We start from the raw sequence: 13725 nt of genomic DNA on the forward strand, positions 1-13725 counted from the left end.
CGCGGCGAACTCCCCGCAGTGGCCGGAAAGTCAGCGGACCGCCCCGGATCCGAGGCGGTCGACGCCGCGGAGCCTACCCGAACTTCCGCGCGGTTGCGGCGAATCTTGGACAGCATCGGAAGATTCTTGGTTGAATGCGGGCCGAGCCGCGACTCAGGGGAGTGCGATGAACGAGAACCTGTCTGCGCCACCGGAATCCGGAATCTGGCACGGCATCCAGATCTACTACGCGGCGGAGAAGGACGGCCTCATCCTGGATTGCCTGCGGCCGCTGTTCGCCCGGATGCCGGCGGACGCCGAGCGGATGTTCTTCGTCCGCCACTGGCTCCGCGGCCCGCACCTGCGGCTGTGCTTCCGCGCGCCCGAGCCGGTGTTCCGGGAGGTGATCCGGCCCGAGGTGGAGAGCGCGGCGAAGCGCTATCTCGCCGAGCACCCCTCCACTGCGCGGGTCGACGAACGGGAATTGCTGGCCACCCATCGCGAAGTCGCCCGCCAGGAGCGGGAATCGAGCCCGCTGGCTCCGTTCCACCCGGACAACTCGATCCAGCACGCGCCGCATGACCGGCGCATCCACGTGCTGGGCAGCGAGGCGGCCGCCGCGCTGCTCGAAACCTTCTACCACGAGACGAACGAGCTGGTCTTCGAGATGCTCGACCAGGTGCGCGCCGGGCGCAGCCGGGTCGGCCTCGCCGCCGACCTCATGATCGCCACCGCGCACGCGATGTGGCCGGGCATCGACCGCGGCTTCATCTCCTACCGGTCGCACGCCGAGGGCTTCATCGTGCGCGCCCCCGACCCCGTCGCGCGGCGCGAGTTCTGCGTCCAGCAGTACCGGTCGCAGGCCGCTGTGCTGCGGGAACGGTTGGTCGGCGTGCTCGACTGCGTGGAGCGCGGCCGCACCGACGTGCCGTTCGTCGCCGAGTGGGTCCGGCTGCTGGGCCGGTTCCGCTCGACCGCCGAGCCGTTGATCGGCGCCGGCGAGCTGTCGTTCGCGGGCGCGGTCGCGCCGGACGCGGTGCAGAGCTGGGATCCGGGCATGCTGGAGCACAGCACTTTCCACCGGTTGTTGCAGGGCGATGGCGGCCGGATGGCCGATCTGCAGCGGGATCCGGGGTTCCTCGGGTTCCGGTTCGCGCTCAACTACCTCTACCTGCACCTCAACCGGATCGGCGTGCTGCCGGTGGAGCGGTTCCTGCTCTGCCACCTCATCGCCGACGCCGTGGAGGACCATTACGGCATCTCGGCCAACGACTTCGTCGCCTCCTGACTGGTCCAATGTGGACCCTGGGCGAGTGGCTAGGCTGGCGGCGTGGAGAACGCTAGCGTCGTGTCGGTTCAGGTTTCGCGTCCCGGCCTGGTCGGGGTGCTGTGCAGTCCGAAATCGCCGGGGCCGCATCCGGCCGTGCTCGTGGTCGGCGGCTCGTCCGGGGCGGTGCCCGAGCTCACTGCCCGCCTGCTCGCCGAGCAGGGCTTCGCGGCGCTCGCCGTGGCGTACTTCGGCGCGGCGGGGCTGCCGCGGGATCTCGTCGAGATCCCGGTGGAGTACTTCACCGGCGCGCTGCGCTGGCTCGCCGGACGCCCCGAGGCCGACGCCGAGCGGATCGCCGTGCTCGGTCGCTCGCGTGGCGGCGAGCTCGCGTTGTTGCTGGCAGCGGCCCATCCGGAGCTGGTGCGGGCGGTGGTCGCCCACGTGCCCAGCAGCGTGGCGTGGCAGGCCGTGCCGTCGGATCCCCGGGCCATGATGGCCGGTCCGCGGTCGTCGTGGAGCCGGGACGGCGAGCCCGTCCCGTTCGTGCCCATGCTGCCGCCGAGCGCCGCCGAAATGGCCGAGTTCCAGGGGTTCTTGAGCGGTCGTCCGGTGTCGTTCCGGTCGTCGTTCGAGCGCGCGATGGGGCAGCACGAGGCCGTCGCGGCCGCGAGCATCGAGGTGGAGCGGATCAACGGGCCGGTGCTGGTGCTCAGCGCCGGCCAGGACGCGTTGTGGCCATCTGAGCTGTTCGGCGAGCGGATCATCGCGCGGCTCGACGAGCGCGGGCACGCGTTCCCGCACCGGCACGTGTGCTATCCGGACGCCGGTCACCTGCTCGGTGCTCCCGGGACGGCGGCGCGGCCGCGGGGTGCCGGCTTCGACCGGCTGCTGATGGGCGGCGACCCGGTGGCGGATGAGGCGGCGAGCCGCGACAGCTGGCCGCACGTGCTCGAGTTCCTGTCCATCTCCTAAGTACGCCCGCGTCCCGAAAAACGTTGCCTGTTCTCAGAATTCTCTCAGGAATCCGCCGTGTCGGGTGTGGCGCGGAAGTTTAGCCGAGCGCCGGTTCATCTTCCCTGCTCTTTTCGGCGTAACCTTCCGTTAACTTCTGCTGGGCGAAGGTTCTAGCGATTCTCTAGTTATTCGATCCCTACCTGGGATTGTCGGTCCCGGCCGGACTCGCAGGCCCGTTGCGCTGGACTTTTTCGTGGCATGCCAACGGATCTCGTGCTAGAACTTGGCACGTCGGCGCCGGGATCCTGGGAATTGCGTTGACAAATCAACTATTCCGTCGACCCGAATGTGGGGTATGGCATGGAAGATCTGAAGTTGGAGCTGGAAAGCCTGCAGGTGGAAAGCCTCGCCTTCGGCGCTGACGCGGACCGCGACCTCCAGTCCCTGGGCATGGGCCACGGGATGACCGAGGTCGGCGCTTCCGCCGGTTGCTGCTGCTGCACCTGCAGCTGCTGCTGCTGCCCGTGTGGCTGATTGGCGCCACCTGCGGAGAGGCGGGAGCTAGCGCCCTGCGCTGATCCCGACTGGCGAGTTCGCTCGTCTTCCGCATAGGCGGGCGCGGGGTTTCGTCGAGCTGCATGCCCGGCGGGCCCCGTGCTCGTCGTGCCCTGTTTGCTGCTGCCCTGGATGGACAAGTGAAGCCGAAGCTCAAGAACGACACGCTGTACCTCCCCTCGGCGGAGGGGATCTACTTCGTGAGCAACCACGGAACGTTGACGCTGGACGGCAAGCACATCTACCAGTGGGTGGACAAGCTCGCCCCGTTCCTCACCGGCGCGCACACGCTCGACGAGATCACCGCGAGCCTGTCCGAGGACCGCAAGCGCATGGTTGTCGGGTTGATCGGCGGGCTGGTCCAGAAGGGCTTCATCAAGGACGTCGGCGACGACCGTCCACACGGGCTCGACGACAGCGTGCTCGCCGCGTACGAGTCCGAGATCGCGTTCGTCGACTACTACCGGGACTCGGCCGCGCACCGCTTCCAGCGGTTCCGGGACAGCAAGGTGCTGCTGGTCGGCGCCGGTCAGACCGCGGTCGCGCTCGCGCAGGCCTGCCTGCACGCCGGGCTGCTCGAAGTGCACGTCGCGATCACCGACGAGGCCGCTACCGACCGCTCGCGCCTCGACGCCTACCTGGAACACGCCCGCGAGCGCGACTCGGCGCAGTCGATCGTCGAGCACCGCGCCGCCATCGGCGGTTCGGTCGAGGAGTGCAAGGCCGCGCTGGGATCGTTCGACGCCGTCATCCACGTTTCCGACAAGCCGATGCTCGACCGCGCGCGGCGGCTGAACCGGGCCTGCGCCGAGCTCGGCACGCTGTTCATCCAGGCCATTGTGGACGGTGACGAGGCGTGGGTCGGGCCGCTGGTGGGGCCGGGCGACGGCGCGTGCTGGGAATGCGCGCGGCTGCGGGTGCTGGGCAGGCGCGAAGGCGCCGGCGCCGAGTTCGCCGACCGGCCCGACGCGACGCCCAGCGAGTTCCTGGCCGGGCCGACCGCCGCGATCGTGGCCAACCAGCTGTCGTTCGAGGTGTTCAAGCACCGCACCGACGCCGGGCCGGTGGAGACGGCGGGCGCGCTGGTGCGGCTGGACCTGGAGACCCTGCAGAGCTCGAACCACCCGGTCACCCGGCACCCGCTGTGCACCGCGCACGGGGACCCGGAGCCGCGTGGTGAAGCGGAATTCATGGCCGCAGTGCGCGATCTCGCGGCCGGGCCGGAGATCACCGGAGAGGAGTTTTCAGCCGCCGCGGCCGCCTGCTTCGAGCCGTCGACCGGCCTGCTGGCCAGCCTGGACGAGGGCGACTTCGGGCAGCTGCCGTTGAAGGTGTCGCGCGCCGAGTACGCGAACGTGCTGCTGCTGCCGGACTTCGAGCGGGAGAGCGCGGCGGCCGTCGAGGTGGCCACCGACTTCACCGAAGCCCGCGAGCGCGCTACCCGCCGCGCCTGCGAGCTCTACGCGGCCAGCGCGGTCGACCGGCGCCGGTTGAGCGGATCGGATGAGCCGCGCACCTGGGGCCTGGACCTGATCAGCGGCGCGGCCCGTTCGCTGCCCGCTGCCGACGTCTTCCCCGCGCTGCGCGGGGTGCTGCCGCACGCGGCGGACCTGCCCGGCCTCGCCTCCGGCTCCACCTGGGCCGAGGCCGTCGGCCGCGGCCTGCTGGCGCTGGCCGACCGGATCACCGTCGCGGAAGTCGCCGAGTCGGTGCGCCCGGCCGTCGACCCCGCCGCCGCGCCGCGCACCGAGCGCGCGGAACGCTACTGGAAGATGCTCGACATCGTCGGCGTCGAGGTCGCGATCCACGACATCACCGGCTCGCTCGGCGTGCCGACCTTCGTGGCTTGCGTCGGCGCGGAAACCGTCGGCTGCGCTTCGGGATTCGACATCGGGCAGGCGCTCGAAGAGGTGTTGGAGCAGGCGCTGCGGCACCACCAGGCGCAGGCCGGCGAGTGGCCAGGTTACGCGGCCGTCCCGACCGCGCACCTGCCCGAGCTGCCGCCGGAGCTGCGCGGCCCGCGGGCGGCCATCGCCGCCGCAGCGCAGCCGGACGGCTGGCCCGAGGTCCAGGAGCTCCTGCTGAGCCGCCTGGGCGTCGCCGGGCACCGGCCCGTCGCGGTGCCGCTGGACCACGACCCGGCGCTGAACCGGGTGCTGCCCTACATCGTCAACGTCGTGCTCGGGGAAGAGAACTAGTGGCCGAAGACGTGCACAAGGCAATGGGCGCGACCATCCGGGTCGGCATCGCGGGCGAGGGCGCGCTCCGCGCCGCGACGTGGCGCGAGGTGTCCCGGCGGTACGCGGTGGTGGACGCCGAGACGGAATCCGAAGTGGACATCGTGCTGCTGGTCGAGGACGGCTGGGACCGGCAGCGGCACCGGCGGTGGAGCGACCGGTCCCGTGCCAGCGGGATGCCGCTGCTGCCGGCGTACGTCACGCCTGGTGCGGCGCTCATCGGGCCGTTGCTGTCCACTCTGGACGAGGGCTGCCTGGAGTGCGTGGAGCAACGCCGCCTGCGCGCCCGCAACGACGGCACCGACTACGCCAAGGTGCTGGAAGCGCACCCCGAGCGGATGGCGTCGATCGGCGGGCAGTGGCTGACCGGATTCGCCGTGGACCTGCTCAGCGCGTTGATCGCGCGGGAGGTCGACCGGTTCGCCGCCGACCCGGCGACGCCGAGCACTCGCGGCAAACTCATCCGGCTTTCCCTGGACGACCTGCGCACCAGCACGCACCGCTGGCTGCCCGATCCGCTGTGCGACCGGTGCGGCCGGCTGCCGCTGGACACGAGGGAGGGCGCGGAGATCGAGCTGCAGCACCGGCTGAAGGCCTCCGTCGACGGCTACCGGGTCCGCTCCCTGGCGGGAGAGCAGGGTCGGCTGCGCGATGTCTACGTCGACTCCGAGGCCGGGCTGCTGCGCGCCGTCTACAAGGAAGGCCGGAGCGTCTTCCCGAGTTCGAGCGCGCCGATGGGGTTGCGGGCCACCACCCGCACCGAGGTCGGCTACGGGCACCAGCTCGACTTCTCCGCCAGCCAGCTGACCGCCATCGCCGAGGGCATCGAGCGCTACGGCGGTATCGAGCCAGGCGGCAAGCGGACGGCGGTCCGCGCGAGCTACCGCGAGCTGGGGCCGGACGCGCTGGACCCCACCACGCTGGGCCTGCACACCGACGAGCTCTACAGCCGGCCGGGCTTCCCGTACCCGCGCTACCACGACGACCTGACCTTCAACTGGGTGTGGGGCTACTCCTTCGCCCGGCAGCGGCCGATCCTGGTGCCGGAGAACTACGCCTACTACGGCACCGTCTACCGCAACACCCGGGACCACCCGTTCGTCTACGAGATCTCCAACGGCTGCGCCCTGGGCGGCTGCCTGGAGGAGGCGATCCTGCACGGCATCCTGGAGGTCGCCGAGCGGGACGCGTTCCTGATGACCTGGTACGCGCAGCTGTCGGTGCCGAGGATCGACCCGCGATCCGCGCCGAACCCCGAGGTGCCGCTGATCATCGAGCACATCGAGAGCTTCTCCGGCTACTCGATCGAGGTCTTCAACATCACCATGGAGCAGGGCGTGCCGTGCTTCTGGGTGCTGGCGGTGGACCGTCGGGGCATGCCCGACATGCCCAAGGTGCTGTGCGCCTCCGGCTCGAACCTGAACCCGGAGAAGGCGCTGATCAGCGCGTTGATGGAGCTGGGGCCGCTGGTGAGCAGGCCGGCGGAGTTCCACCGGCAGAACCGGCCGCGGGTGGAGGAGATGCTGGCCGATCCCTACGCGGTGGTGTCGATGGAGGACCACGCCGCGCTCAACGGCGCGCCGGAGGTCTTCGACCGGTTCGACTTCCTGCTGAACGGCTCGCCGGTCCGGCAGACCTTCGCCGAGGCGTTCAAGGACTACTACCAGAAGCCGAAGAACGCGGACCTGCGCGACGACCTGACCGAGACGCTGCAGCAGTACGTGCGAACCGGGCTGGACGTCGTCGTGGTCGACCAGACCACACCGGAGCACCGGGCGGGCGACTTCGCCTGCGTCAAGGTGATCATCCCCGGCTGCCTGCCGATGACCTTCGGGCACATGCGGCGCCGCGACCGGGGTTTCGAGCGCCTGCACCGGATTCCGCACGAGCTCGGCTACCGGGACCGGCCGCTGACCGACGCCGACATCAACCCGCACCCGCATCCCTTCCCGTGACGCGGGCGCTGGAGGTTCAATGGGCAACTGGGACCTGGACATCGGCGAGCACTACCTGCGCCGCACGGTGCACGAGGCCGAGGAACTCTTCGCGCAGGTGCTCGGCGAGGAGCCGATCGGCGCCGATCCGCTGCCGTTCAAGATCTACCGCGACGTGCCGCGGCACCGGCTGCCCGGCGCGCTGCCGCTGGAGATCGGCGACGCGCGCAGCGCCTTCGCCGATTTCACCGCGCCCGAGCCGGTTCTGCGCGAGCCGGCGCAGCTGCTGTCGGCATTGCTCTACTACGGCTACGGATTCTCCCGCTGGGACGAGGGTCCGGGCGCGGTCTGGCCGTACCACCGGATGGTTCCGTCGGCCCGGTGCTACTTCCCGACCGAGCTCTACCTGTGGGTGCCCCGCACCGGCGAGGCCCCGGCGGGGATCTACCACTACGACACCCTGCACCACGGCCTGGCGCTGATCCGGGAAGGCGACTTCCGCGCCGAGCTGGGCCAGTTGCTGGGCGCGGACGTCGACGACGTGCACAGCGTGCTGCTGCTGTCGTCGCTGTTCTGGAAGAACGCCTTCAAGTACCGCGGCTACTCCTACCGCCTGTGCGCCCAGGAAGCGGGCATGGCGGCAGGGAACCTGCTGATGGTCGCCGGCGCGCTGGGGCTGCGCGGCGAGGTCGGCTTCCAGTTCGCCGACCGGCGCGCCGGTCGGCTGCTCGGCCTGGTGGATTCCGAGGAGCACCTGTTCGCGGCGCTGCCGCTGCGCCGGGACGGATCGGCCGCCGAACCGGCGCCGGAAACTCCGGTCCCGCCGGTTTCGCACCGCTACGTCCGGCCCGAGGGGGACGTGCACCCGCACGATGCGCTGTTCACCTCGATCGCCGAGAACTCCCTGCTGGACGACGCGGCTGAGGGCGCCCGCCAGCTCCCGGTGTCGGCTCCCGGCTGCCGCTGCGACAGCGGCGAGACGCCGACGCTGCCGATGCCGCCCGCGCGGCGCGAACCGATCGGCCTCGGCGCGACGTTGCGGGCGCGCAACTCCGGCAACGTGCTGTTCAACCCGATCGCCAAGTCGCTGCCGCTGGCCGATCTCTGGGAGATCGTGCGGTACGCGACCGATCCGTACCGCAGCGATCTGCGAGACGGGGTGGCCGGGCCGGGGGTGAGCCTGCACGTCGTGGCGCTGGACGTGGCCGGGCTGGCGAAGGGCGTCTACCGGTTCTGCCGGGGGCACGCGGGCCTGCACCTGGTCGCCGAAGGCGACTTCTCCCGGCCGCTGCAGGGCACCCTGCCGGTGCCGAACCTGAACCTGTGCGCGTCCAACGCGGTCCTGTACCTGGCCGCGGACCACGCCGAGGCCAGCCGCACCTTCGGCAATCGCGCCTACCGGCTGATCAACCTCGAAGCCGGGATCGTCGCGCAGCGGCTCTGCGTGCTCAGCGCCGCGCACGGCCTGGCCGCCCGCGTCCACAATGGATATGACGCGGCCGGTGTCGAGTCGATCCTGCGGCTGGACGAGGCGAAGCTGACCCCGTTCTTCCAGATCGCGATCGCGCACAACCGGCCAGGGGTCCAGCTCGGGCTCCCGGTCGTCTTCTGAGGTGGGACGGGAGCCGATGACATACCGCGTCGAACCGGCCTTCGCGGTGCGCGTCGCCGGAATGCCGCTGGCCTTCCTCCGACGGCTGCGCACCGAGCGCACCGCCGAACTCGTCGAGCAGATCCTCGATGCGGAGCAATGGCTTTCAGAGCGCGGCGACGCGCTTTCAGACGCGCTGCACGACGTCGTCGGCCGCACCACCGACACCGGCCTGCGGAGGCGGCTCATCAATCTGCGTCGTGACGTGTACCAAGGCAGGCAGCCCCGTTCCGGCGTCGACGACGAACTGCTCGCCGAGCTGCCCGCGGAGCTGGCCGAGGCGCTCACCGGCTGGCAGCGCCGCGTCCAAGAGCGTGGCGCGCTGATCGCCGCCGCCGAAGCGGATCTGCCCGCGGAAGTGGCGCGGCAGCGGCACGCCGTGCACGAGCTGGCCGCCGACCCGGCGTTCCAACGCGGCCTGGTGCTGGCCAGCCCGGATCTCTACCTCAGCCTCCGCAAGGCGTCGCCGGATCAGCCGGATCGCAAGCTGGAGCGCAAGCTCGCCAAGTACCTCTCGCGCACCGCGGCCAAGACCAGCCCGTACAGCACGTTCACCGGCTTCGCGGAAGGCCGTTGGATCGACGACGGCCCGCAGCTGCACTACGCGGGCGGCTCGCGCCGCAGCGTCGTCGAGCTGAACGCCTTCACCCAGCAGCAGATCCCGCGCGCCTTGGCGGGCTGGCCGGAGATCCGTCCGCACCTGCTGCTGGCGGTGAACACCAGCGTGGTCGAGGACGGCGAGGTGCTTCGGTTCCTCGGCCGCAAGGACGGCGAAGCCGTGCTGGAACTGGCGAACACCCCAACGCTGCAACGCTTCCTGCGGGAGATCCGGCACGGCACCGACCGGACCTACCGAGGCGTGGTGGGCGCGCTGGCCGGGCTGGACCGGGAAGACCGCAGCGCGCAGATCGCGGGATTCCTCGATCAGCTCATCGACATCGGCCTGGTCGAGATCGGTTTCGGGATACCGGACAACGAGACCGACCACCTCGGCAGGCTCGCCGCCGAACTGGCGGGCTTCCCCGGCGACCGCGTCGCCGACGCCCGGGCCACCCTGCTGGCGTTGCGGGACGATCTGGAGACCTACGGGCGGCTCGACGCTCCCGAGAACCGATTCGAGCAGTCGGCTGTGGTCACCGATCGGCTCCGGCAGGTCTACGCCCGGCTCGGCTGGGACGACACGGGCGCGGAGTTCCCGAAGCAGGCGTTCTACGAGGATGTGTTGATCACCGGCGCGATGACCGGCCGGCTGGAATCCTGGTGCGGGCTGTTCGACCGGCTCGAACTCGTGCGGCGGATGGCCGGGCTGTACGACCGGTTCCTGCCCGGCCGCATCGCCGCCGAGGCGTTCTTCGCCGACCGCTACGGCGCCGGCGCCCAGGTTCCGTTCCTCGACTTCTACCGCGACTTCGGCCGGGCGACGGGCAATCCGGCGGACACCGGCAGCCGGGTCAGCGGGGCGGACCTGGCGACCTGCTACGAGCGGGCGTTCCCGGTCCCGCGGATCGGGCTGGAGCGGCTGGATCGGCTGGCCGCCCTGCAGCAGCGGCTGGTCGCCGCGGTTGCCGAAGCGCCGGTCGACGATGCCGGTGTCCGAACCCTCTCGGCGCGGGCCATCGGCGAATTCCTCGACGCGGTACCGGAATTCGTGTCGCCGATCGAATCGGTCGCCTGCTACCTGCAGCCGATCGCCGGGGACCGGCCGCGCGCCGTGCTGAACGAGCTGATGACCGGATTCGGCCGCAGCCGGGCCCGCCTGCTCCGGCTCGGGCAGCGCACCGGCGGCGGGACCTTCGCCCCGCCCGAGGCCGCCACCGCGCCAGTGCGGTACGCCGAGATCACCGGGACCGTCGGATCGAACCTCAACCTCAAGCACCCGCTGACCCACTTCGAGATCAGCTACCCGGCGAGCACCAGCGACCGGCCGCCGGACCGGCGGCTGGCGCTCAGCGACCTCCTGGTCGTGCACGACCCCGGCGCCGGGGTGCTGCGGCTGGTCTCGAAGGGCCACGGCGTGGAGATCATGCCCGTGCACCTGGGCGTGATGGTCGAGTTCCTGCTGCCGCCCGCGTACCGGTTCCTCATCCAGATGTTCGGCCAGGCCGTGCCGCGCTTCGAGTTCATCAAGCAGCTGTCCACCGCCGCCCCGGTTGGCGAGGTGGACGGCGTCCGCCGGTACCCGCGCCTGGCGCTGGGCGATCTGGTGCTCAACCGCGCGGCGTGGGTGGTGCCCAGCGGGCTGCTGCCCAGGCGCGCCTCCGGCGGCTCGGCGCTGGAGCACCTGATCGAGGTGAACCGCTGGCGGCGCCGCCACCGGATCCCGCAACAGTGCTTCGTCCGCGCCGTCGCCGGGCACGGCAACGCCTCGCAGCGGTCCCGTGTGGACGGTCTGTTCGACAAGACGCGCAAGCCCGTGTACCTGGACTTCGGCAGCGAACTGTTCGGCCACGTCTTCGAGGAGGTCGCCGCGAGCACCGACCAGCTGCTGGTCTTCGAGGAGATGCTGCCGGGACCGCAGGAGCTGGTCCCCGGCGAGGCGGACGGCGCTCGCGCCACGGAGCTGGTGGTCGAGCTGACGCAGGCAGGACGCGATGGCTGAAACGCAGTGGGTCAGCGTGCACCTCCACTACCACGATCCGCTGGACGCGGTCGTCACCGGCGCGGTCCGGCCGCTGGTGGCCGAGCTGGGCGGTAGACTCGACGGGCACTTCTTCGTACGGCACTGGCAGGGCGGCCCGCACCTGCGGCTGCGGCTGAAGCCGCGTTCGCCCGGCGACGCGGACAAGTTGCTCGAACTCCTCGACCGGCGGGTGGGAGAGTTCCTCCGCGACCGCCCGTCCCGCGCGACCGTCGCCGAGCAGGACTACCGCGAGGTGGCCGATCCGCTGGTGGGGATCGAGCGGGGCCAGCACGAGACCGAACCGCTGCAGCCGAACAACACCGTGCGGCACGTGCCCTACGAACCGGAATACGCGCGCTACGGCGGCACTCCGGAGGCCATGGGCGTCGTCGAACGGCACTTCGCCGAGTCCAGCGAGCTGGTGGCCGACCTGCTGGCGCAGGGCCCGACCGGCGACCAGCGCACCGGGCAGGCGCTGGCGATGATGCTGGTCTGCGCGATGACGGCGGCAGGTGGCTCCGACGGCCTGGCCGACTACCTCGGCACCGGTCACCGCGAGTGGGGGCGACGGCTGGTGTTCGGCGATCCGGATGCCGCCGAGACCCACTTCGAGGCGAAGTACCAGCGTCAGCGGCCCCGGCTGCTCGGCGTCGTCGAAGGGCTGGTCCGGGCGGTCGAATCCGGTGCCACCGAGCGTGCTGGAGCCGCGGTGGCGCGGTGGGCCGGCGCGACCACGACCCTGCGCGACGAGCTGAGGCTGCTCCGCGAGGGCGGCCGGTTCGCCGTGCAGGAGGTGCTGATGCCTCCGCAGCGGCACCGGGAGGCCGAACTCGCCAGCGTGCTGCTGTTCTGCTCGCACATGCACAACAACCGGCTGGGGGTCACGCTCCCGGAGGAGTCCTACCTGATGTACCTGCTGTGGCGGGCTGTTTCCGAGATCACCGGGAGTGCGAGTTGAACACCGAGCAGTCGGCCGCGAGCGCACGCAAGTACCTGGCGCTGGCCGAGGGCATGCCGATTCCCGAGGAGATCGACTGGGGCGATTCGCCGACCCAGTTCAAGGTCTACCGGGACAAGCCGCGGATTCCGCTGGGCTACCGGAGCGCCGGTGCGTCGCCCACCGATCGGCTCGGGCAACTCCTGCTGGACTGCTACGGGGTGACCCGCTACCGGTGGACGACGGCCGACGCCCTGCGCCGGTTGATCGGCACCAGGGGAGCGGAGCCCGGCGGTGGCGCGAAGCTCGCCAGGAACGCGTTGCGGCCGGTGCCGTCCGGCGGTTCGCGGTTCCCCGCCGAGCTGTACGTGGTGGCCGGCCCCGGCAGCGGCATACCACCGGGCGCCTACCACTACGACGCCGCGCACCACTCGCTGGTGACGTTGCGGGACGGCGACTGGACGCCCGAACTGGCCGCCGGACTCGGCGGCGAGCGCTCGGAGTTGACGCTGCTGACGACCGCGTTCTTCTGGAAGAACGCGTTCAAGTACGGCGACGTGACGTACCGGCTGTGCGGCCTGGACATCGGCGTCCTCATCGGACAGATCCTCGCCGTCGCCGCGCGCGACCGGGCTGAGGCGCGGGTGCGCTACCAGTTCGCCGACGACACCCTGGACGGCCTGCTCCGGCTCGACCCGATGAGGGAAAGCGTCTACGCCGCGATCGCTCTCGGCCCCGTCGAGCGGACCCCGGGCGGATCGCGACCCGTCGAGGGCGCGGAACTCCCCCGCACCGGCTCGGGTTCGGTGACGGAGCGGGACTGGTCGATCGCGGCCTTGCCGCTGCAAGCCGAGGTGCACCAGGCGTCCAGGCGCACCGCGGAGCGGTCGGCGGCGGGCGCCAAACCGGAGATCAGCGCCTCGGCCGTGCCCGGCGGGGGAACGGTGGCACTGCCCGGCCGCCGGGTCGACCCGCTCGGCGGGTTGCGGGTCCGGCGTTCCTCGATGGGCTACTTCACCCCGTCCGACCTGGGCCAGGACGCGCTCGCGGCGCTGCTCGCGGCGGCGGCCGAGGGCTACCTGAACGATCTCGACGGGCCGTCACCCGCGGTCCGGCACACCGCACTCTTCTGCGCGGTGAACCGGGTTTCCGACCTGGAGCCCGGTGTCTACCGCTACCGGCCGGAGCAGGCCGACCTGGAACTCGTGCGCGCAGCACCCGGAATGGGCGGCGAACTCCAGGAGGCGTTGCTGATCAAGCTCTTCAACCTCACCCACACGAACCTGTGCATCTACCCGGTGGGCGAATACGAGAGCGGCTTCCGCACGCACGGCGACCGCTGGTACCGGATGCAGAACATGGAAGCCGGAATCCTGACGCAGCGGCTCTACCTGTCCGCGGCGGCGCTCGGACTGCGCTGCCACGCGAGCCTCGGCTACCACGTGCCGCAGACCAACCGCCTGCTCGGAATCGAAGGAACGGGCCTCACCAGCCTGCTCCAGGTGATGATCGGTTCCGGCCGTACACCAGGAGATTTCTACGAGGCGGGCTGGCATTAGCGCCTCGCCCGCCACCAGTCGGGGCGGGC

The 13725-nt window shown here is 71.1% G+C and carries 9 protein-coding genes; all 9 read left to right on the plus strand.

The genetic code is table 11. From position 1 onward, the window contains the following. Positions 1-166: 166 nt before the first annotated feature. The 9 genes from AC07FN_RS01390 to AC07FN_RS01430 all read left to right on the plus strand — a co-directional run bounded on the left by AC07FN_RS01390 (position 167) and on the right by AC07FN_RS01430 (position 13696). Positions 167-1267: a thiopeptide maturation pyridine synthase gene (locus AC07FN_RS01390; RefSeq protein WP_478393803.1), complete on the plus strand. Its 1101-nt coding sequence runs from the start codon at positions 167-169 to the stop codon at positions 1265-1267. 42 nt (positions 1268-1309) lie between these two features. Further along, positions 1310-2221 (plus strand): alpha/beta fold hydrolase, encoded by a 912-nt coding sequence (locus AC07FN_RS01395; protein ID WP_478393804.1) that lies wholly within the window; start codon positions 1310-1312, stop codon positions 2219-2221. 342 nt (positions 2222-2563) lie between these two features. After that, positions 2564-2737 carry a thiomuracin/GE37468 family thiazolyl RiPP peptide gene (locus tag AC07FN_RS01400; RefSeq protein WP_177226737.1) on the plus strand — a complete coding sequence of 58 codons (174 nt, stop codon included), beginning with the start codon at positions 2564-2566 and terminating at the stop codon, positions 2735-2737. 161 nt (positions 2738-2898) lie between these two features. After that, the gene (locus tag AC07FN_RS01405) at positions 2899-4956 is read left to right on the plus strand and encodes a TOMM precursor leader peptide-binding protein (protein WP_478393805.1); all 2058 of its coding nucleotides are present in this window, start codon (positions 2899-2901) and stop codon (positions 4954-4956) included. Beyond that, complete coding sequence (locus tag AC07FN_RS01410) at positions 4956-6950, plus strand: TOMM precursor leader peptide-binding protein (RefSeq protein ID WP_478393806.1); 1995 nt, start codon at positions 4956-4958, stop codon at positions 6948-6950. The genes AC07FN_RS01405 and AC07FN_RS01410 overlap by 1 nt, the downstream gene beginning before the upstream one ends. 19 nt (positions 6951-6969) lie before the next feature. Next, positions 6970-8541, plus strand: coding sequence for a SagB family peptide dehydrogenase (locus AC07FN_RS01415; protein WP_478393807.1), 1572 nt, complete (start codon positions 6970-6972; stop codon positions 8539-8541). Positions 8542-8557: 16 nt separating this feature from the next. Beyond that, on the plus strand, positions 8558-11179 hold the full coding sequence (locus tag AC07FN_RS01420) for a lantibiotic dehydratase (RefSeq protein ID WP_478393808.1): 2622 nt from the start codon (positions 8558-8560) through the stop codon (positions 11177-11179). Continuing rightward, the gene (locus tag AC07FN_RS01425) at positions 11172-12158 is read left to right on the plus strand and encodes a lantibiotic dehydratase C-terminal domain-containing protein (RefSeq protein WP_478393809.1); all 987 of its coding nucleotides are present in this window, start codon (positions 11172-11174) and stop codon (positions 12156-12158) included. Before AC07FN_RS01420 ends, AC07FN_RS01425 begins: the two co-directional genes overlap by 8 nt. Then, positions 12155-13696 carry a SagB family peptide dehydrogenase gene (locus tag AC07FN_RS01430; RefSeq protein ID WP_478393810.1) on the plus strand — a complete coding sequence of 514 codons (1542 nt, stop codon included), beginning with the start codon at positions 12155-12157 and terminating at the stop codon, positions 13694-13696. The genes AC07FN_RS01425 and AC07FN_RS01430 overlap by 4 nt, the downstream gene beginning before the upstream one ends. The last annotated feature ends 29 nt before the right edge of the window (positions 13697-13725 follow it).

This window comes from Saccharopolyspora sp. NPDC045941 (assembly GCF_056431445.1).